Genomic DNA, 21,053 nt, shown 5'->3' with positions numbered 1-21,053 from the left:
GAATGAGGTTTTTCTTGAGTCTTCCACGGATCGACCCCACGCAGTACGAACAGCAGCTATCGGAAAAAAAGGCGTTTATCGAGCGTCGATTCGCTGAGTTCGAGCCTCCGGCGCTGGAGGTTTTTTCATCGCCTGCCACATACTATCGGATGCGAGCGGAGTTTCGTGTCTGGCATGACGGCGATGACCTGTTTTTCGCCATGTACGATGCTGATCCAGACAATCCCGGCGAAAAGAAAATAGTTCGGATGGATCAATATCCCGCGGCCAGCCGGCGTATCAACGAGCTGATGGTGTCGCTGCGGGAAGCATTGATGGTCTCGGATGTACTGCGCCACCGCCTCTTTCAGGTCGAGTTTCTCACCACCCTGTCCGGTGAAGCACTGGTGACGCTTATTTATCACCGCAAGGTTGATGAGGCCTGGGCGGAGGAAGCTCGAGCGCTGGAAGCTCGGCTGGACGTGGCCATCATCGGTCGTGCTCGCAAACAGCGCTGGGTATTGACCCGTGACTTTGTCACCGAACATCTTCAGGTAGATGGGCATACCCTTCATTATCAGCAGGTAGAAAACAGCTTTACCCAACCCAACGCCAGTATTTGTGCTGACATGCTTGCCTGGGCGCGTGATGCAACCACGCCATCGGCCAGAGGCGTCGCCTCGGTAGACGCCGGGGGGGATCTGGTTGAGCTTTACTGCGGCAACGGCAACTTTACCATTGCTCTGGCCTCGAACTTCAGGCGTGTGCTGGGTACGGAAATTTCCCGCACTTCGGTGGCCTCGGCACAGGTCAATCTGGCGGCGAATCATGTCGACAATGCCGTTATCGCCCGGATGTCGAGCGAGGAGTTTTCACAGGCACTGGCCGGAGAGAAAACCGGTCGGCGTGTCAGTGACATGGCGCTGGATGGCTACGACTTTTCCACGGTACTGGTTGATCCACCTCGTGCCGGTCTTGATGAAAAGAGCTGTGAGGAAATAGCTCGTTACCAGCGCATTGTTTACATTTCCTGCAACCCGGACACCCTGGCCGATAACCTCAAACAGCTCTGTCGTACGCATACCATTGAGCGCATGGCGCTGTTCGATCAGTTTCCCTATACCCATCATTGCGAGTGCGGTGTGGTGCTCGTCGGTCGATAACGGTCATGCCGGCCTGTTATGGGCCATGTCAAAAATCGGCATTCATTGCCTGCTGATGCTGAAACTGTATTAGTCTGATATCACAATGCGCTCTGCGCACCGCACACTAGTCAACTCGATCGAGGTGATCGGATGCAACATGTCTTGAGCCAGGACAAGGAAGAGTTTTTAAAGGATCTTGAAGACCGCTTTCATGAGCGGCTTGATGATCCCCAGGCTCGCGCTGTCAGCGACTTCGCCCGTGCCTATTACGCCACCATGCCGCTGGATGATCTGTATGAGCGGCACATGGATGATATCTATGGTGCCACGTTATCGCTCTGGCACTTCATTAATTCCAATGACCCCAAGGCGCCCAAGGTTCGGGTGTACAACCCGGGCTTTGAAAGTCACGGCTGGCAGTCCACGCATACGGTAATTGAAGTGCTGCAAAGCGATATGCCGTTTCTGGTCGATTCGGTACGTATCGAGCTTAATTATCGCAATATTACCGTCCACGCGATTCACAATGCCGTACTGGATGTCGAACGTGACGATCACTATCAGGTGGTCTCGCTCAAACGTGCCGTTCAGCGCGAGCATTCCGAAGGCACCTCGCGGGAATCAGTGATCTATATCGAAATTGATCGTCACAGCAATGAAGACACGCTGGACGATCTGGCCGATAGTATCGAAAGCGCCCTGGGTGAAGTGCACTGCGCAGTCAGCGATTTCGATGCGATGCGTACTCAGGCTCAGCAGGCCATCCGTGAAACCCGCGAACATCGCCCTGATGACATCGATCAAAGTGATGCCGAAGAGGCCTGCGCCTTTCTGGAATGGTTGATGGATGACCGGTTCACGTTCCTGGGATATGAAGCCTATGACGTGATTCAGGGCAACGATGATGCGCCCAGGCTTGAACGTGTCGAGGGGTCCGAGCTGGGCGTGCTCAAGCTCGATCGGCCGCACTACAACGAGGTGCTGAACAAGGACCCGGACATCGATCACCATCACCATGGGGGGGAGTATGTATTGATCCCCGAGCTGGTGTCCTTTGCCAAGAGCGCATACCACGCACGCGTGCATCGCCCGACCTACCCGGATTACATCACCATTGAGCGGTTCGATGACCAGGGCCGCGTGATTGGGCAGTATCGTTTCCTGGGCCTTTATACCCTGTCGGTCTATAACGAATCGCCGCGCAATATTCCGGTACTGCGCCGCAAGATCGAAACCGTCATGGCCGAAGCTGGCGTGGACCCGCGTGGGCACAACGGCAAGCAGTTGATGCAGATTCTTGAAGTCTTCCCGCGGGATGATCTCTTCCAGATGTCTGTCAGTGAGCTGTGTGATACCGCAATGGGCATCCTCAGCATTCGCGAACGCCGCCGGGTTCGGCTCTTCATCCGGGAAGACCGCTATGGCAAGTTTTACTCCTGTCTGGTCTTTATCCCGCGTGACGTCTTTACCACCGATCTGCGTATCAAGGTGCAGGACCTTTTGTGTCACCACCTGGATGCCACCTTCGGTGACTTCAATACCTATCTGTCCGAGTCAGTGCTGGCGCGTGTGCAGTTGATCCTGCGCTTCAATGGCGATGAGCCGGCAGCCTTTGATTTGCGTCAACTCGAAAACAAGGTCATCGATCTTGCGCGAAGCTGGCGTGACGAGCTGCATAACGCCCTGGTGGAAAGCATGGGCGAGGAAAAGGCCAACCGGATGATGACGCTGTACAGCGAAGCCTTCCCGGCAGGTTATCGTGATGATTACAGCCCGCGTGCCGCAGTACTGGATATCAACTACATCAGTGAAGTGGAGCAGGGTGCGCCCATTGCCATGAGCCTTTACCGGCTGGCAGAGGAAGAGCGTCAGGGCGTCAATCTGAAAATCTACCATGCCGGACGCCCCATCCCGCTGTCTGACGTGTTGCCGCTGCTTGAAAACATGGGGTTGCGCGTTCTGGGCGAACGGCCTTACGGGATCGAGCGGAGCGACCAGCCTTACTGGATCCATGACTTTGATCTGGAACATCCCAGTGATGCGCCGGTGGACCTGCACAAGATGCGGGACACCTTCAAGGATGCCTTTACCCGCATCTGGACCGGCAACGCTGAAAGCGACCCGTTCAACCGGTTGATCATTGCCGCCGAGCTTGACTGGCGCGAGGTGGCGCTGTTGAGAGGTTATGCGCGTTACCTGAAGCAGATCCGGTTTGGCCTGTCCCAGCTGTATATTGCCAATACCCTGACCAATTATCCGGGTATTGCCCGCAAGCTGGTGGCGTTGTTTCATACCCGGTTTGATCCTGCAGTCGACAGTCGCGATGAGCAGAGTCAGGTCAGCGACATCGAAAAAATGCTGGATGACGTCTCAAGCCTCAATGACGATCGGCTGTTCCGCCGCTATATCGAATTGATTCAGGCTACGCTCAGAACGAACTTCTACCAGTCCGGCAGCGATGGGCAGCCTAAGGATTACATTTCCTTCAAGCTGGAACCACGCAAGCTTAAGGATGTGCCGAAACCGCGGCCCCTGTTCGAGATCTTCGTGTATTCGCCCCGGATGGAAGGGGTGCATCTTCGCGGTGGCAAGGTGGCGCGCGGCGGTATGCGCTGGTCGGATCGCTTCGAGGACTTCCGCACGGAAATTCTGGGTCTGGTGAAGGCGCAGCAGGTCAAGAATGCAGTTATCGTGCCGGTAGGCGCCAAGGGCGGCTTTGTCTGCAAGCGTCTGCCGGAAGGCGGTGATCGTGATGCCATCCAGAAGGAAGGTATTGCCTGCTATCAGACGCTGATCCGCGGCATGCTGGATATCACCGATAACCTGAAGGATCAGAGTGTGGTGCCGCCGAAGGATGTGGTACGCCATGATGAAGATGATCCGTACCTGGTGGTTGCGGCTGACAAGGGTACGGCCACCTTCTCGGATATCGCCAATGCGCTGTCCGAGGAATATGGCTTCTGGCTTGGCGATGCGTTTGCCTCCGGTGGCGAGCATGGTTATGACCACAAGAAGATGGCCATTACTGCTCGTGGTGCCTGGGAGTCGGTCAAGCGTCACTTCCGGGAACTGGGCCACGATACGCAGTCCAGCCCGTTCAGTGTCCTCGGCATCGGTGACATGGCCGGCGATGTGTTCGGTAACGGCATGCTGCTTTCCGAGCAGATAGAACTGGTCGCGGCGTTCAACCACCGCAATATATTTATCGATCCGAACCCGGATATCGCTGAGTCCTTCAAGGAGCGCAAGCGCCTGTTCGAGCTGGACCGCTCCAGCTGGGATGATTACAACAAGGACTTGATCTCCCAGGGCGGTGGCATATTCTCCAGAGATGCCAAGTCCGTGGAGATCACGGCAGAAATGAAGGAGCGTTTCGGGTTTGATGTTGATCGCATGTCGCCGACGGAGCTGATTCAGGCGTTGCTCAAGTCCCATATCGACCTGATCTGGAATGGCGGAATTGGTACCTACATCAAGGCCAGCGATGAAACGCATGCCGATGTCGGCGACAAATCCAACGACACCCTGCGTGTTGATGGGGACGAACTGCACTGCAAGGTGATCGGTGAGGGAGGCAACCTGGGGGTAACCCAGCGTGGTCGTCGTGAGGCCGCACGTCATGGCGTGCGCGTGAATACGGATTTCATCGACAACGCCGGTGGCGTCAACTGCTCGGATCACGAGGTGAATCTCAAGATCCTGCTCGACGACATTGTCCGCAAGGGCGACATGACGGACAAGCAGCGTAACGAGCTGCTGCTCGACATGACCGAGGAAGTCGGTGATCTGGTCATTCGTGACAATTATCGTCAGACCCAGGCATTGTCCCTGTCTTCCCGACTGAGTCAGGAAACCATCGCGCCTTTCCGTCGTTTCATTCATGCCCTGGAGCAGGAAGGGGTGCTTGATCGGGAGCTTGAAGGCCTGCCGGATGACGAGGAGCTTGAAGCTCGTGCCGAGCAGGGCGAGGGGCTGACGCATCCGGAGCTTTCCGTGCTGATCTCCTATGCCAAGAGTGACCTCAAGATAGCGCTGGACAAGACGGATCTTGCCGACAATGCCTACATTGAACGGCATCTTGAAAACGCGTTCCCGGCGACGCTCAAGGAGCGTTTCAAGGATCAGATGTATGCCCATCGCCTGAAAAAGGAAATCGTGGCAACGCAGGTCGCCAACGATGTAGTGGACCACATGGGGATTCCCTTTGTGCGCCGCATGATGGATAGCTCGAATTGTGGCGCGGCTGATGTGGTCAAGGCTTATGTCATTGCTCGTGACAGCTTCCAGCTGCCGACACTGTGGCAATCCATCGAGTCTCTGGACTATACCATCGACAGCGATCTGCAGTATGACGCCATGCTCAAGCTGATGAGCCTTGTGCGTCGTGCTACACGCTGGTTCCTGCATCAGGGGGCTTCCGGCCTTCAGGTCGAGAAGATGGTTGAGCATTTCGGACCACGGCTCAAGACACTGCGTGAAAGTGTTGATGGGCATTTGCGCGGTGAAGCACACGACCAGTTCCTGAAAACGCGGGATCACTATGTGGAAAGCGGTGTGCCTGAAGACCTGGCCTCCACACTCGGCGCGGTGGATCACCTGTACGCGGGGCTTGGCATTATCGAGTCTTCACGAGAGGAAGATGATGCGCTCGACCGTGTGGCCCGTACCTATTACCTGGTCGGTGAGCACCTTGAGCTGCCCTGGATGATCGAGCAGATCCAGCAGCTTGATGCCAGTGATGGCTGGGAAGCCATGGCCCGTGAAGCCCTGCGCGATGACATGGACCGTCAGCAGTTGATTCTGACCAGCAGCGTTCTACGTCTCGAGGGGGCTTCGGACGATGTTGATGAGCGTATCGAGCAGTGGCTCGAGAACAATCGTCAGTACATCGAGCGCTGGCGTCGGCTGCTTGAAGAGGTGCATTCCAGCAGCTCGCCAAGCTTTGCCCTGTTTGCGGTCGCTGTAAAAGCCCTGATGGCACTTCCTGACCGACAGTAAACCCTGCAGTAACGTGAAGGCACGCCGAAAGGCGTGCCTTTTTCATGTCCGGTATTCAAGCGAATCAAGGTCCTGCATGCAATCTGTGATAGCGTTATATCAGCAGAGTGGTTGCCCGGCCTGGTCTGTAACTGCCGTCACTACTGCCCGTTTTCCACACTTAACAAGGAGCCCTGAGCATGGCATCAGTCACCGGTCTTTATATCTATCCGGTTAAATCAATGGCCGCGATTGCTCTGAGCGAGGCAACCCTGACCCCGGAAGGACTGGCCATGGATCGGCGCTGGATGGTTGCCACCGATGATGGGCGCTTTCTGACTCAGCGTGTATGCCCTGCGATGGCGCGCTTGCAGGTCGCGCTCACCGACAGTCATCTGATCATCAGGGGCGACAGTGGTGAGGCGCTTCAGGTGCCGATTGATCAGACCGGGCCACGGGCGCCGGTGACGGTCTTTTCCGAAACGCTGGAAGGTATCGATCAGGGGGACGCCGCCAGTGAATGGCTGACGCATCAGCTGGGGCCGCACAAGGGGCTTCCATTGCGCCTTTATCGGGTGCCGGAAGACAATGCGCGCCATGTGGATCCTGACTGGCTGCAGGACGATGAAGAGGTAATGACCGGATTTGCCGATGGTTTTCCGTTTCTGGTGGCACTTGAGTCATCACTTGATGCGTTGAACCAGACGCTGGGAGAGGCGCAGGTACCCATGAACCGATTTCGGCCCAATATCGTGATTGCCGGGTCCGATCTGAGCGCCTGGCAGGAGCATGCCTGTGCCATGATATCCTCGACGGGCTGGCAGTTAAGGCTTTGCAAGCCGTGCCAGCGCTGCAAGGTCACCACCGTTGACCAGCAGACGGGGACGCCGACTGGAAAGGAGCCGCTGAAAAGCCTGGCCGCCATGAAGCACGTTGCGACGCCCGGCGCCTATTTTGGTGAAAATGCTGTACTGATACGTGGTGACAAGGCCACGATTGCGGTAGGTGACAGTATTGAGCTTGATGACGCACGCCAGTAAGGTAGCGACAGCCAGTCAGCACGTCCGGCCATCGAGCCGGGACAGGTATCATTCAATATCATCCGGGCCCTGGTGGGGCATGCCGGGTACAACAATAGTGAGACGTACATGAACGCACGTTATTTTCCATGGATTCTGGGTGCTGGTGTTTGTGCCATGTTGTCCGCACAGCCTGTGCTGGCCAAAAGCGCTGCACTTGAGCGTGCCGAGGCTGCTGCGAGTCAGAACGATGTTTCAAGCTACATTACGTCGGCTTCCGATGGTGTCAGTCAGACCATCTTTTTAGGCAATCGCCCGGTCGATCACACTTTCCAGGTCCAGGAGGAAGGTGATTACCTGATCAGCAGCCAGAGTTTCCCGGGGGAGAGCGGCGACTATCGTGTCTCGGCCTCGCTCAAGGACCAGAGCGGACAAGTGCTGGCGGAAGATCAGGGCAATGAGCGCTCTAACGGTTTCAATATTCGCAAGCACCTGACACCCGGGGAATACACGGTGACCGTGACCGGTCAAAGCCGTGGGCCCACCAGTGGCGGGAATCAGAGTGTCACGATCTGGGTCCGTAATGCCGACGCCGTTACCCGGCAGGAAAATGGCCTGGCTGATAGTAACAGGGTGACTCGTCTTGCTCCCGAAGCAGGCAGCGCGGCATCTTCTACTGCAACGACAGCCTCCTCGGCAGCAGTGACTTCTGCCGGGCATGCCGAGCCATCCGGCGCTTCGAACCAGGCAGGCGGCGGTGCACCGGCAGGGCCTGAAGGCGCTGCGCCGCGCCAGACTGCTGAGGCACCGAATCGGGCTGGTGCGACGACCACCTCCGAGGTGGCCAGCCAGACCACTATCGTGCGGGAGGTGCCGATTCGCACCAATGACGATGTGTTGAAATTCGAGGTAGTACAGCCCGGGCGTGTGTCGCTTGAAAGCGCCACTTTTGGTGGCTATCGCGGCACCTACCGCATCAAGGCGCAGCTCAAGGATGCTCAGGGAAATATCGTGGCCGAAAATTCCGGACAGGGTGCCGATGGAGATTTCCACATTGAGCAGCGTCTTGAGCCCGGCACGTATACGGTACATATCGAGGGGCAGAAATTTGGCTCGGCCCGCTCGGGTACCAACAGCTTTACGCTGCGTATTCGCCAGCTTGATGCATCCTGAGGGTGCTGTCTTGCCTTGTCGCCTGATGACCTCGGGTGACAGGGCCCATATACTTCCGTCCCGTTTTCGATTGCTATCAAGAGCCTGATTGCCATGTATTCGCTGGTGCGCCCCCTGCTGTTTCGTCTAGACCCCGAACAGGCCCATGGCCTGACGCTATCGATCATGGATCAGGCCCACCGACTGGGCCTGGGGCAGCGTTCTGCCCAGACCATGGAAGTCGCCGAGCCGGTCACCCTGATGGGATTGAGCTTTCCCAATCGGGTGGGGTTGGCAGCCGGGCTGGACAAGAACGCGGATCATCTGGATGGGCTGGGGGCGCTGGGCTTCGGGTTTGTAGAGGTAGGTACGGTGACGCCGAGGCCTCAGCCGGGTAATCCGAAGCCGCGCCTGTTCCGCTTGCCGGCGCGGCAGGCCATCATCAATCGAATGGGGTTCAATAACGCCGGGGTAGACCACCTGGTGCGGCAGGTAGATGCTAGTCGCTATCGGGGGATTGTCGGCATCAATATCGGCAAGAACCTGACCACGGCTGTTGATGAGGCCGCGCTGGACTACCTTCATGCGTTACGTGCGGTGCATGGCAGTGCCGACTACGTCACCATCAATATTTCCTCGCCCAATACGCCCGGGCTTCGAAACCTGCAGTTCGGAGATCATCTGGATCAGTTGCTGGGTGAGCTGCGCGGTGAAACGGACCGGCTGGATGACAAGGCGGGAAGAAAGGTGCCGCTGGTGGTCAAGATTGCACCGGACATGAGTGATGAAGAGGTTCAGCTGGTCGCTGATTGTCTTGACCGTCATCGCATCGACGGGTTGATCGCCACCAATACCACCATCGACAAGTCGAGCGTGTCATCCCTTGCTCACGGTGATGAACAGGGCGGGTTGTCAGGCGCTCCGGTACGTGAAGCCTCAACGCGAATCATCCGTGCCTTTCGTGAAAGGCTGCCGGAAATGCCGATCATTGGTGTGGGCGGTATATTGTCTGCAGCGGATGCCCTTGAAAAGCGGCGTGCAGGGGCGGACCTGATTCAGCTCTATTCAGGGCTTATCTACCGTGGTCCGGCACTGGTAGAGGAATGTATTCGGGCGCTAGCGCACCCGATGTGATCAAGTATCAATCAGGGCCCGGTGGTATTATCGGGCCCTGACCGGCAGTTGCGCTGCAGCACTACTGCCGGTGTGTCAGACAGCGGATCAGCCCGCCATGGGCGACTTGTGAATGCCGGACACGCCGGTCATTCCTGACCACTGATCGCCTCGGCCCTCTCTCCAGCCGCTCATCCACTGTTCACGGAAATTCAGTTCCTGCGTCGGACAATAATCCTTTGAGCGTCCGGTAACACCTACCTTGTAACCCTGGACGTAAGCACGCTGAAGACGATCTCGTTTCTGACTTTTCATCGGATAACCTCTTATATCTCGAAGAAAGTGACCGCTTTGAAAAAGCGATCGCGTAGAGCCGGCGTTATGTTCGGGTAGCTACCACCTCCATCTATAGCGATAATGAGAACCAGTGTCGAGCATCAAATTGTCATAACAGGTTTATCGTTTACATCTTTTTGTCATATATCAATGCTCATTCTTCCAATTCCTTGTTCAGCGGTGAATTAACAAGATGAAATCAGACGTCCCTCCGATACAGTACGACTATTGTGTGACCTGTCCATGGGGGCTGGAAGGGCTACTTGAGGTCGAACTCGGCGAGCTTGGTGCCGAGGTGGTTCGCCAGGCTCCGGCAAGTGTTTTCGTCCGTGCACCGCTTGAAATCGTGTATGGCATCCTGTTGCGCTCACGTCTGGCCAACCGGGTAATCGTCGTGCTGGGCCAGTTTGAGGCCGATGGCGGTGAAGGCCTGACCGAGGCGAGTGCAGAGATCCCCTGGGAAACCATTTTGCTGCCTGGAAAGCGGTTGAGGGTTGATTTCCACGGACGCACTGATCAGGTGCGCCATACGATGTTCGGTGCCCAGTGCATCAAGGATGGTATCGTGGACCGCTGGATGCGCCACTTTGATACCCGTCCGGAGATCGATCCAAAGCACGCAGATAGTCGAATTTATGCGCACCTGCACCGTGGACGTCTGACGCTGGGACTGGACTTGTCCGGTGATAGTCTGCATATGCGGGGCTATCGGCTTGATGGGGCGCAGGCGCCACTCAAGGAGAACCTGGCGGCTGCCTTGCTGTTTCGTGCCGGCTGGCCGGCGATGGCCGAGCACCAGGCTCCATTGATTGACCCCCTGTGCGGGTCCGGCACGCTGGTCATCGAGGCGGCCATGATGGCAGTAGGGGCTGCACCCAACGCGTATCGTGAATTCTTTGGCTGCGAGAACTGGGCGGCGCACGATGAGGCTCTATGGGAGAAGTGCGTGACGGACGCGCGCACGGAAACGCGGCGTAATATCAAGCACTCCTCGCTGAAGCTGCTTGGCTTTGATCGCGATGCAGCGGCCATTGATGCAGCGAGAAACAATGCCAAGCGTGCAGGAGTATCTTCACTGGTCGAGTTTTCGCTTCAGCCGGTAGAGGCATGGACACCGGAGGCCACGTCAGGAACGCCGGGTCTTGTGATGACAAACCCACCCTATGGCGAGCGACTGGGGGATATCCCGGAACTGATTCCACTGTATGCAGCGCTGGGCCACAAAACGCGTCAGCTTGGGGTCGGATGGAAGCTTGCTGTCTTTACCGGTAACCCGGAACTGGGGCATCGTCTGGGGCTCAGGGCGCACAAGCGTTACAACTTCCGTAATGGCGCACTGGAGTGCAAGTTACTGATCTGTCCGATCGAAGAGGCACAGGTAAAGCCAGCCGGTGAGACATCAGCACCGCAGGAAGATGCACAGGCTGCCGCGCCGGTACTTGGCGAGCAGGCTCAGATGCTGATCAATCGCCTGGTCAAGAACCGTCGTCAGCTGTCGAAGTGGCTTGGAAAAAGTGGTGTCACCTGCTACCGATTATACGATGCCGACATGCCGGAGTTTGCGGTGGCAGTCGATGTATATGATCAGGATGTACATATCCAGGAGTACGCACCACCCAGGAACATTGACCCGCGTCAGGCCGAGCGTCGACTGATGGACGCTGTGGCCGCGGTGACGCAGGTCATGGAGGTGTCGCCTGAGCGGGTGCATCTCAAGACCCGTCAGCGTCAGAGCGGCACCTCACAGTACGAACGCCAGAGCCGCAGCCGCCATGCGCTGACCGTGACCGAGGGCGAGGCCAGGTTCAAGGTCAATCTTCGGGATTTTCTCGATACCGGCGTCTTTCTTGACCACCGTCCGGCCCGGCGCTGGGTGGGGGAGCACGCGTCCGGAAAGCGGGTATTGAACCTGTTCTGTTATACCGCCACGGCTACCGTTCATGCTGCCCTTGGCGGTGCACGGGAAAGTGTCAGCGTGGACATGTCCAATACGTATCTGGAGTGGGCCGAGGAAAACTACCGCCTTAATCGCCTGGATCTGCGTCGCCATACACTGGAGCGGGCTGATTGCATGGACTGGCTGGCCACCGCAAGAGGCGAGTACGACCTCATTTTCATGGACCCGCCGACCTTTTCCAATTCGAAAAAAATGCGCGGCGTACTGGATATTCAGCGTGATCACGTCAGCCTGATCGACAAGGCCATGAAACGCCTGTCGCCAATGGGCACACTTCTGTTTTCAAATAATCTGCGGCGGTTCAAGCTGGATCCGGACGTGGCGGAACGGTTCGCCGTCACTGCCTGTGGTGATGACATGCTGGACCCGGACTTCAAGCGTCGGCCCAACATTCATCACGTGTTCATGATTCGGCATAGGCTGAATCATTGATCCAGCAGCGATAACTGGCGCATGGCATCGCGCGCTTCCGGTGTATGGTCCTGGGTTTCCAGGACCTTGCGGAAGTGGCGTGACAGCTGGATATGATTGATATCGTCAACCCACATCATGGCCTGGGTCCGGCTATCGGCCAGCATGTGTTTCAAACCGCCGAACTGGGTGCCGATCTGCCCCCAGGCACGGCTGACGATCCAGTCACCGAACATGTCCTGGTGCACGTGCACCAGGACGTAATCGTGCTCACTTTCCCAGCGAATAATCACCCGGGTAACTCCCTGGCTGTGGTGGTGCGGTCAGGCCGCTTTTTTTTCAGTGTAATAATGCCCGGATTTTAATGGTACCGGGCGCCGTGACAAGAGGTCAGGCGCCGCAGCGTAGCGACGATGACCGCATTCAATCAAGGAGTGTAATCATGCATATTGTGGCAGATCGCAACATGCCACAGGTAGAGGCATTTTTCGGTGATCACGGACGAGTGACCCGTGTTGATGGTCGCCGCCTGAGCCGTGAGCAACTGACGGATGCAGATGTATTACTGGTACGTTCCGTGACACGTGTTGACAGTGCGCTTCTGCAGGACACGCCGGTACGGTTTGTCGGTACGGCAACCATCGGAACGGATCATCTTGATCTTTCCTGGCTGGAGCAGGCCGGCATTCCCGTGGCCAGCGCACCTGGCTGCAATGCGGAGAGTGTGGTGGATTATGTTCTGTCGTGTCTGATGCTTGCCTGCCAGCGTTCGGGCGAGACGCTGACAGACAGGACTGTCGGAGTCATGGGGGCCGGTCAGGTAGGCAGCCGACTGGTGACTCGCCTTCGCGCCATGGGGGTGACGTGTCTGGTCTGTGACCCGCCCCGGGCCGAGCGTGAATCTGCGGGCGACTTTATTTCACTGGCGGCTCTGATCGAGCAGGCAGATGTCATCTGCTGTCATACACCGTTGGTAAGAGAAGGGCGTTACCCGACGCATCATTTACTGGATCAGGACCTTATCGGATCTCTGGCACCGGGCACCTGGCTTTTGAATGCCGGGCGGGGCGACTGCATCGACACGGCGGCCCTGAAGGCGCGCCTGCTGGCTCACAACGATCTTGTGGTAATGCTGGATGTCTGGGAACAGGAGCCTGACATTGATCCTGAACTCGCGCGCCTTGTAGACATTGCCACGCCCCATATTGCCGGGTATAGCCAGGAAGGGCGCCTGCGAGGTACCGCCATGCTGTATGAGGCCTGGTGTCATGCGGCAGGGAACGTGCCGTCTCGTCGCTGGAGTGATGTGATATCGGCCCCTGTTGTGTCGGGAATCACGCTTGATGCAGTAGAGGGTCAGCAACAGTTATGGGAAGCACTGGTTTTGTGCCATTACGATGTGCGACGCGATATGGACCTTGTGTCGCGCTACTGGCAGCAATATGGCATTTCAGCCGGATTTGACCGCTATCGGCGCGAATATCCGGCACGTCGCGAGTTTTCTTCGGTCAATGTGACAGCGCCTGCCGGCTGGCGGTCTGCCATTGAGGCTCTTGGCTTTGTGTGTCACGCCCGGACCAACGGATGACTTCATGAAAAAACGCCCCGAAAGGGGCGTTTCAATGAAAGGAAATGGCTGAATGGAAACGCCTACTGACGGTACGCTGCTTCCTTCAACGCCTTGATGCGCTGGTCCAGCGGGGGATGGCTGGCGAACAGCTGCTCCATGAGCTTGCGGGTTTGCCCCGTGGTAATGGCGAATGCGGTCAGGCTTTCAGGCATCTGGTCGGGCACCTCGTGTTCACGCTTGAGACGTGACAGGGCGTTGATCATGGCACCTGAACCAGCCAGCCGGGCACCGGCAGCATCGGCACGATATTCACGCCAGCGTGAGAACCAGGCCACAATGATCGAAGCAGCAATGCCGAAGACAATTTCCAGTACGAAAACGACGGCCATATAGCCGAAAAAGCCCAGACCGCCTCCTTCATCATCACGGCGCAGGAAGCTGTCGATCACTTGCGCTGCAATACGGGCAAAGAACATGACAAAGGTGTTCAATACCCCCTGAATGAGAGAAAGGGTAACCATATCGCCGTTGGCAACGTGACCGATTTCGTGGCCGATGACCGCACGTACCTCTTCCTGGCGCATGTTGTTCAAAAGCCCTTCGGACACGCAGACGAGGGCATCGTTTTTGTTCCAGCCGGTGGCAAAGGCGTTGGATTGCTGTGCGGGAAATATACCAACCTCCGGCGTTTTGATGCCGGCGCTGGCCGCAAGCTCGGTCACGGTCTCGACCAGCCATTGCTCGGTGGCATTGCGTGGCTGGGTAATGATATGGGCCCGCGTGCTCATTTTGGCCATTTTCTTGGACATGAACAGCGATACCAGAGATCCGGCCATCCCGAAAACGAAGCAGAAAATCAAAAGGCTGGTCATGTTGATGCCGCTGCCTTGAAGGTAGCTGCCAACCCCCAGCAGTTGCAGGGTTACACTGGCGACCAGAACGACGGCCAGGTTGGTACCCAGAAACAGCAAGATCCTCATCATGGTGAGGGGCTCCTTGGTTATCGAATAATCAGGACAGAGGCGTGATGCAACAGGGCGCACCTTATCCAATGGTCTATTAGATACGGTGCGACACAAAAGGTTTCAAGAGGCTGTTAAGCCTCGGCTTAGTGTGGCTCAGCGCCGGCGAGCAAGGAAGCGTCCCAGCCGGTCGATGGCTTCCTCAAGCTGATCCACCCAGGGCAGGGTCACGATCCGAAGGTGATCCGGTGAAGGCCAGTTGAAGGCAGTGCCCTGTACCAGAAGCATTTTTTCTTCGAGCAGCAGGTCGAGCACCAGTTTCTGATCGTCTTCTATCGCGTAGACCTCGGGGTCGAGCCTCGGGAACATGTAGAGTGCCCCCTTGGGCTTGACGCAGGTAACGCCTGGAATGGCAGTCAGCTTTTCCCATGCCATATCACGTTGAGCGAGCAGTCGCCCGCCGGGCAGCACCAGATCATTGATCGACTGATAGCCCCCCAGTGCGGTCTGGATGGCGTTTTGAGCCGGTACGTTGGCGCACAGGCGCATCGAGGCCAGCATGTTGAGGCCTTCAATGAAATCCTCTGCATGACGCCGCTCGCCGGAAAGAATCATCCAGGCGGAGCGAAAGCCGGCACAACGATAGCTCTTGGAAAGTCCGTTCATGGTGATCACGAACACGTCATCGGCCAGCGCGGCCGTGGAGGTGTGTTCGGTGCCATCGTAAAGAATCTTGTCGTAGATCTCGTCGGAAAACACGATCAGGCCAAACTCACGGGCGATCGCCAGAATCTTCTTGAGCACGTTGTCGCTATAGACTGCGCCGGTCGGATTATTGGGGTTGATCACGACAAGGGCCTTGGTGCGCGCGGTGATTTTAGCGCGAATATCCTCGATATCGGGTTCCCAGTCGTTTTCTTCCCGGCAGGCGTAGTGCACGGCATGGCCGCTTGCCATATTGGTAGCGGCGGTCCACAGCGGGTAGTCCGGCATGGGCACCAGCACTTCGTCGCCGTCATCGAGCAGTGCCTGCAGCGAGATCGTGATCAGCTCCGAAACCCCGTTGCCGATGAAGATGTCCTCGACCCCGACGCCCTTGATGTTTTTACGCTGACATTCCTGCATGACGGCCTTGCGCGCCGAATAAAGCCCCTTTGAATCGCTGTAGCCCTGTGCGGTCGGCAGGTTGCGCATCACGTCCTGAAGTATTTCTTCCGGTGCTTCGAAGCCGAACGGCGCCGGGTTACCGATATTGAGTTTCAGGATGCGGTGACCTTCGTCCTCTAGCCGTTTGGCGTGTTCAAGTACGGGCCCCCGAATGTCATAGCAGACGTTGTCGAGCTTATGAGACTTGCGAATCGGGTTTGGCATGGGTGGCATTCACAGGTTGATGGCTTAAAGGGCGCTACACGCGATACAGCAGCATACCGCGATCAGTGATGTACACAAGAGGGGGTCACTCACCGGACGCCGGTGGCGCTCCCTGCTGCTCTGCGGCCTTTCGCGCTTCACGTTCGGCTCGAAGCTCTTCAACCAGCCGGATATCTTCCGGCCCTTCGAGCGTCAACCGGCCCAGAGTGCCCTGGCGCAGTTCATGCAGCAGCACCTCGCCGCCGCGATGGAGGTCAAGCTCGCCACCGCTCCTGAGCCCGCCACGCTTTCGGGCGATGGCAGCCAGTGCCGTATCGCCGGTTGCCATGTCTCCTTCGCTCAGCCCGTAGCGAGACCTGAGGGCCTCCGGATAGCGCGCCAGCAGCTCGCTTGCGGCGACCGTTGCCACTTCCACGTAATCCAGAGCGGTGTCGCGAATGGCGCCGCTGGCGGCCAGTCGAAAAGCGCTGGCCTGGTCTTCGATCTTGGGCCAGAGCACGCCGGGTGTGTCGGTCAGGGCGATGCCGTGGCCGATGCGAATACGCTGTTGCCGTTTGGTGACTGCAGGCTCATTACCAACCTTGGCAATTTTCTTGCCGGCCAGTCCGTTGATCAGGGTGGATTTACCGACATTGGGAATGCCCATGACCATGACGCGTACGTCCCGATCTGCCCGAATATGGCCGGCCAGTTCATGGCACAGGGCAGCGATGGGCTTGAGTTCGCGCGACTGGGTGGTCGTGACGGCGAGGGCGCGGGTATCGGGCTGGCTGTTGAAGTAATCGGCCCATTGACGAGTACGTTCCGGATCGGCCAGGTCTGCGCGAGACAGTATTTTCAGTACCGGCTTGTGATGATTGAGCTCAGCGAGCATCGGATTGGCGCTGGAGTAGGGCAGGCGGGCATCCAGCACCTCGATGACGACGTCAATTTCAGGCAGCGCCTCCTTGATCTGGCGGCGTGCCTTGTTCATGTGTCCTGGGAACCAGCCAAGCATAACTACATCCTCGTGCATCAATCATGTGTCTGACGGCATGATATCAAACCAGGCGGGGGACCAAGCCACTATTTGCAGTCGGGCCTGCCCAATGTCAGGCAGGCCCGTACAGATCACTCGTTGGGATGGTAGTCCAGTGAGACGGAGTTGATGCAGTAGCGCTGGCCGGTGGTGTCGCTCGGGCCATCCGGAAAGACATGGCCCAGGTGGGCATCACAGCGCTTGCAGGTCACTTCTATCCGGCGCATGCCATGTGAAGTGTCGGTATGTTCTTCCACTGACGCCTCGGCAAGAGGGCGGTCAAAGCTGGGCCAGCCGCAGTGCGCCTCGAACTTGTGCTCGTTTTCAAACAGCGGTGCCCCACAACAGATGCAGTGGTAGATGCCCTGGCCTTCACTGACCTGGTAATCACCGGTGAATGGCCGCTCGGTGCCCTGTTCACGGGTCACACGGTACTGTTCCGGGGTCAGTTGTTCACGCCATTCTGCATCGGTTTTGGTGATCTTGCTCACATTAATCTCCTTGAGTAATGACAGTGCCTGCGAGGGGCTCATGATTCAGTGTAGAAGCTGTCAGAAGCAGACGATATGGGCAGCCGCTGTAAATTGCATCTTAACGCGATGAAAGGGTTGACTCTTTTGGGCGACCTTTGTAATATGCGCGCCACTCGTTAAGACGAGAGCAGCGTCCCATTCGTCTAGTGGTCCAGGACACCGCCCTTTCACGGCGGTAACAGGGGTTCGAACCCCCTATGGGACGCCATTTTGTCTTGAAGAGTTTGGATCTGCGGGAATAGCTCAGTGGTAGAGCATCGCCTTGCCAAGGCGAGGGTCGGGAGTTCGAATCTCCTTTCCCGCTCCAATTGCGTCCCATTCGTCTAGTGGTCCAGGACACCGCCCTTTCACGGCGGTAACAGGGGTTCGAACCCCCTATGGGACGCCACTTTGATCCATGCCATATAAAGCGGGAATAGCTCAGTGGTAGAGCATCGCCTTGCCAAGGCGAGGGTCGGGAGTTCGAATCTCCTTTCCCGCTCCAAATGTGTCCCATTCGTCTAGTGGTCCAGGACACCGCCCTTTCACGGCGGTAACAGGGGTTCGAACCCCCTATGGGACGCCACTTCTGCAGTTGTTGTGCATGCGGGAATAGCTCAGTGGTAGAGCATCGCCTTGCCAAGGCGAGGGTCGGGAGTTCGAATCTCCTTTCCCGCTCCAGTGCACCGTCTTGTTTATTATTTCCTGTCTTGATATCTGCGTTTGTCTCTCTATGACACGGCACGATGCCGTTGTGCCTTTCAGGGGAACTCCGCCTTCATTTGGTTTGCGTGCTATCCTTGTCATCCTGAATGTCATGCTCAGTGTCATGAAATCCCCGTGCCGGATACGGTGACGGGCTTTTGCGGCTACCCTGCACGTGACCGGGCCTGTTGCGCCCTGAAGTATCTTTCGTTTGCCCGTCTGAATTACAGGATGTGTTATGCCAGAACCGGCACTCTCCATACGTGGCCTGTCCAAGGTCTACGGCAATCAGTTTCATGCCTTGAAAGGCATCGATCTTGATGTTCCCGAAGGGGACTTCTTTGCACTGCTTGGTCCGAACGGGGCCGGCAAGTCAACCACACTCGGCATTGTCTGCTCGCTGGTCAACAAGACGGCCGGTCAGGTCAAGGTGTTCGGTACCGATATCGATACCAACTTCTCGCTGGCCAAATATCACCTGGGTGTAGTGCCTCAGGAGTTCAACTTCAATCAGTTCGAGAAGGTCTACGATATCGTGCTGACCCAGGCCGGGTATTATGGCATTCCCATGAAGGAAGCCAGGCCGCGGGCACGTCAGTTACTGGAGGATCTGGGGCTGTGGGACAAGCGCGATGACGGTGCCCGGATGCTTTCCGGAGGCATGAAGCGCCGACTGATGATTGCTCGCGCCCTGATTCACCGGCCGCGACTGCTGATTCTGGATGAACCCACGGCCGGGGTGGATATCGAGCTGCGCCGCAGCATGTGGGAATACATGCGTCGTATCAATCAGGAGGAGGGGACGACCATCATCCTGACGACGCACTATCTGGAAGAAGCTGAAAGCCTGTGCCGCAACATTGCCATCATCAATCATGGCCAGATCGTGAAGAACACCAGCATGCGTGCCCTGCTGACCGAGCTGGATACCGAAACATTCATTCTGGATGTGGCCAGCCCGATTACCACCGTGCCCAGGGTGGAGGGCATCGAGCTGACACGTGTGGATGATGCCCAGCTGATGCTGTCGGTCAAGAAGGGTCAGAGGCTCAATGATGTGTTCACTGTATTGAGCCGTGAAGGCATCGATGTGGTGTCAATGCGTAACCGGGCCAACCGGCTGGAAGAATTGTTTGTAAGCCTGGTGCACGATCAACAGGCTGAAACGGGAGGAATCCGCTGATGAGTCAACGTCAGCTGCTTATCGCACTCTGGACCATCGTGACCAAGGAAGTCCGTCGGTTCATGCGTATCTGGCCGCAGACCCTGCTGCCGCCGTCGATCACGATGACCATGTACTTCATTATCTTTGGCAATCTGATCGGTCAGCGCGTCGGCGAGATGGACGGTGTGCCCTATATCGATTATATCGTGCCGGGTCTGATCATGATGTCCGTGATCACCAACAGCTATTCCAACGTGGCCTCTTCGTTTTTCTCGAACAAGTTTCAGCGCAGCGTCGAGGAAATGGTGGTATCACCCATGCCGGACTGGATTATCCTGCTTGGGTTTGTCATTGGTGGTGTGGCCCGTGGGCTGGCCGTTGGTGCAATCGTAACCGCCGTTTCCCTGTTTTTCACCGATGTGCAGGTACATCATCCGTTGCTGACCGTGCTGGTGGTTGTGCTTACGGCCGTCCTGTTTTCCATTGGTGGATTCATCAACTCCCTGCTTGCCAAGAAGTTCGATGATATTTCCATTGTTCCGATTTTCGTTTTAACGCCGCTGACGTATCTGGGAGGGGTGTTTTATTCGATTCATATGCTCCCCGACTTCTGGCAGATGGTATCGATGATCAACCCGATTCTGTACATGGTGAATACGTTCCGTTATGGCATTCTGGGTGTGTCCGATATCAGTGCAGGCGGAGCCATGGTGGCCATTGTGGCCTTTATCGTAGTGCTCTATGCGCTGGCGCTGTGGTTGCTCAAGCGCGGCCAGGGCATACGCAGCTGATTCAATGACAGGAAGTAGTTCAACGTGACCGACGACTTGAATGCCGTAACGGCGTCCCCGCTGGGACGAAGCTCGGCCTACCCCGAGCAGTATGACCCGACCCTCTTGTTTCCCATCGAGCGAATACTCAATCGCGCAGCGCTGGGGCTCGACAGGGATGTACTTCCCTTTGTCGGTGAAGATGAGTGGCAGGCCTTTGAACTGTCCTGGCTGAATGCGCGGGGCAAGCCGATAGTTGCCATTGCGCGCTTCAATGTGCCCGCAGCGTCACCACGCCTGATCGAGTCCAAGTCCTGGAAGCTTTATCTCAACAGCTTCAATCAGACCCGCTTCGGCAGCTCGGTCGAGGTGCGCGACTGTCTGATGCGTGACCTTTCCCACGCCGCAGGGGCCGAGGTCAGTGTTGCCCTGTTCGGGGTGGAGGATGTGCTCCTGGCGCCATCGCCGCTACCCGGTGAGTGCCTGGACGATCTGGACATTGACGTGGCCACCTACACGCCGGATCCATCGCTTCTGCATACTCGTGGCGATATCGTCGAGGAAACCCTGCACTCGCACCTGCTCAAGTCAAACTGCCCGGTGACCGGCCAGCCTGACTGGGGAAGCGTGGTCATCGATTACCGTGGGCCGCGTATCGATCATGAAGGGCTTCTGGCTTACCTGATTTCCTACCGGCAGAAGCAGGATTTTCACGAGCACTGTGTGGAAAGCCTGTTCATGGATCTGATGACCTATGCGGCCCCGGAATCACTGATGGTCATGGCGCGCTACGTGCGTCGTGGTGGCCTTGATATCAGCCCATGGCGAGCCACGCCCGACAAGGCTGCTCCGGAAAGTCTCCGGACGATGCGGCAATGATCGGCCACCGCC

16 protein-coding genes and 6 tRNA genes are annotated in these 21,053 nt (G+C 57.2%); 16 read left to right on the top strand and 6 right to left on the bottom strand.

The window, feature by feature from the left end:
• The first annotated feature begins 14 nt into the window (after window positions 1-14).
• From trmA to OQ287_RS10370, 5 genes are all read left to right on the top strand, one after another.
• Window positions 15-1,142 carry a tRNA (uridine(54)-C5)-methyltransferase TrmA gene (gene trmA / locus OQ287_RS10390; protein ID WP_250939489.1) on the top strand — a complete coding sequence of 376 codons (1,128 nt, stop codon included), beginning with the start codon at window positions 15-17 and terminating at the stop codon, window positions 1,140-1,142.
• 132 nt (window positions 1,143-1,274) lie between these two features.
• Window positions 1,275-6,122, top strand: coding sequence for an NAD-glutamate dehydrogenase (locus OQ287_RS10385; protein ID WP_265896381.1), 4,848 nt, complete (start codon window positions 1,275-1,277; stop codon window positions 6,120-6,122).
• A 179-nt stretch (window positions 6,123-6,301) separates the two neighbouring features.
• Window positions 6,302-7,141: an MOSC domain-containing protein gene (locus OQ287_RS10380; RefSeq protein ID WP_265896380.1), complete on the top strand. Its 840-nt coding sequence runs from the start codon at window positions 6,302-6,304 to the stop codon at window positions 7,139-7,141.
• A 108-nt stretch (window positions 7,142-7,249) separates the two neighbouring features.
• A complete protein-coding gene (locus OQ287_RS10375; RefSeq protein WP_265896379.1) occupies window positions 7,250-8,293 on the top strand; it encodes a hypothetical protein in 1,044 nt (347 codons plus the stop codon).
• Window positions 8,294-8,386: 93 nt separating this feature from the next.
• Window positions 8,387-9,406 carry a quinone-dependent dihydroorotate dehydrogenase gene (locus tag OQ287_RS10370; RefSeq protein ID WP_250939598.1) on the top strand — a complete coding sequence of 340 codons (1,020 nt, stop codon included), beginning with the start codon at window positions 8,387-8,389 and terminating at the stop codon, window positions 9,404-9,406.
• Between the two features lie 87 nt (window positions 9,407-9,493).
• Here OQ287_RS10370 and rmf read toward each other — a convergent pair whose 3' ends face one another.
• Window positions 9,494-9,700 (bottom strand): ribosome modulation factor, encoded by a 207-nt coding sequence (gene rmf, locus OQ287_RS10365; RefSeq protein WP_250939481.1) that lies wholly within the window; start codon window positions 9,698-9,700, stop codon window positions 9,494-9,496.
• Window positions 9,701-9,914: 214 nt separating this feature from the next.
• On the opposite strand from rmf, the gene rlmKL reads away from it, so the two are divergent.
• Window positions 9,915-12,110, top strand: coding sequence for a bifunctional 23S rRNA (guanine(2069)-N(7))-methyltransferase RlmK/23S rRNA (guanine(2445)-N(2))-methyltransferase RlmL (rlmKL, locus tag OQ287_RS10360; protein ID WP_265896378.1), 2,196 nt, complete (start codon window positions 9,915-9,917; stop codon window positions 12,108-12,110).
• Here rlmKL and OQ287_RS10355 read toward each other — a convergent pair.
• On the bottom strand, window positions 12,104-12,382 hold the full coding sequence (locus tag OQ287_RS10355) for a hypothetical protein (protein WP_250939477.1): 279 nt from the start codon (window positions 12,380-12,382) through the stop codon (window positions 12,104-12,106). The two genes, rlmKL and OQ287_RS10355, sit on opposite strands and share 7 nt — an antisense overlap.
• A gap of 149 nt (window positions 12,383-12,531) precedes the next feature.
• On the opposite strand from OQ287_RS10355, the gene pdxB reads away from it, so the two are divergent.
• Window positions 12,532-13,677, top strand: a complete 1,146-nt coding sequence (pdxB, locus tag OQ287_RS10350) for a 4-phosphoerythronate dehydrogenase PdxB (protein WP_265896377.1) — start codon at window positions 12,532-12,534, stop codon at window positions 13,675-13,677.
• Between the two features lie 62 nt (window positions 13,678-13,739).
• Here the strand turns inward: pdxB and htpX are convergent, their stop codons facing one another.
• The 4 genes from htpX to msrB all read right to left on the bottom strand — a co-directional run bounded on the left by htpX (window position 13,740) and on the right by msrB (window position 17,501).
• A complete protein-coding gene (htpX, locus tag OQ287_RS10345; protein WP_250939472.1) occupies window positions 13,740-14,642 on the bottom strand; it encodes a protease HtpX in 903 nt (300 codons plus the stop codon).
• A gap of 135 nt (window positions 14,643-14,777) precedes the next feature.
• Window positions 14,778-15,992, bottom strand: coding sequence for a pyridoxal phosphate-dependent aminotransferase (locus OQ287_RS10340; RefSeq protein ID WP_265896376.1), 1,215 nt, complete (start codon window positions 15,990-15,992; stop codon window positions 14,778-14,780).
• Window positions 15,993-16,077: 85 nt separating this feature from the next.
• Window positions 16,078-16,989, bottom strand: coding sequence for a ribosome biogenesis GTPase YlqF (gene ylqF / locus OQ287_RS10335; protein WP_265896375.1), 912 nt, complete (start codon window positions 16,987-16,989; stop codon window positions 16,078-16,080).
• A 113-nt stretch (window positions 16,990-17,102) separates the two neighbouring features.
• On the bottom strand, window positions 17,103-17,501 hold the full coding sequence (gene msrB / locus OQ287_RS10330) for a peptide-methionine (R)-S-oxide reductase MsrB (RefSeq protein ID WP_250939466.1): 399 nt from the start codon (window positions 17,499-17,501) through the stop codon (window positions 17,103-17,105).
• Between the two features lie 174 nt (window positions 17,502-17,675).
• On the opposite strand from msrB, the gene OQ287_RS10325 reads away from it, so the two are divergent.
• The 9 genes from OQ287_RS10325 to queF all read left to right on the top strand — a co-directional run bounded on the left by OQ287_RS10325 (window position 17,676) and on the right by queF (window position 21,041).
• Window positions 17,676-17,751 (top strand) — tRNA-Glu (locus tag OQ287_RS10325).
• Between the two features lie 24 nt (window positions 17,752-17,775).
• Window positions 17,776-17,850 (top strand) — tRNA-Gly (locus tag OQ287_RS10320).
• A 5-nt stretch (window positions 17,851-17,855) separates the two neighbouring features.
• Window positions 17,856-17,931 (top strand) — tRNA-Glu (locus tag OQ287_RS10315).
• Between the two features lie 21 nt (window positions 17,932-17,952).
• Window positions 17,953-18,027 (top strand) — tRNA-Gly (locus tag OQ287_RS10310).
• A gap of 5 nt (window positions 18,028-18,032) precedes the next feature.
• A tRNA-Glu gene (locus OQ287_RS10305) sits at window positions 18,033-18,108 on the top strand.
• Window positions 18,109-18,128: 20 nt separating this feature from the next.
• Window positions 18,129-18,203 (top strand) — tRNA-Gly (locus tag OQ287_RS10300).
• Window positions 18,204-18,465: 262 nt separating this feature from the next.
• A complete protein-coding gene (locus OQ287_RS10295; protein ID WP_250939464.1) occupies window positions 18,466-19,410 on the top strand; it encodes an ABC transporter ATP-binding protein in 945 nt (314 codons plus the stop codon).
• Window positions 19,410-20,183: an ABC transporter permease gene (locus tag OQ287_RS10290; RefSeq protein WP_250939462.1), complete on the top strand. Its 774-nt coding sequence runs from the start codon at window positions 19,410-19,412 to the stop codon at window positions 20,181-20,183. The genes OQ287_RS10295 and OQ287_RS10290 overlap by 1 nt, the downstream gene beginning before the upstream one ends.
• A gap of 24 nt (window positions 20,184-20,207) precedes the next feature.
• Complete coding sequence (queF, locus tag OQ287_RS10285; RefSeq protein WP_250939461.1) at window positions 20,208-21,041, top strand: NADPH-dependent 7-cyano-7-deazaguanine reductase QueF; 834 nt, start codon at window positions 20,208-20,210, stop codon at window positions 21,039-21,041.
• The last annotated feature ends 12 nt before the right edge of the window (window positions 21,042-21,053 follow it).

Source organism: Larsenimonas rhizosphaerae (assembly GCF_026240105.1).
Classification (GTDB): Bacteria; Pseudomonadota; Gammaproteobacteria; order Pseudomonadales; family Halomonadaceae; genus Larsenimonas; species Larsenimonas rhizosphaerae.
Note: the sequence above shows the minus strand (reverse complement) of the source record. Positions and strands in the feature narration are given on the sequence as shown.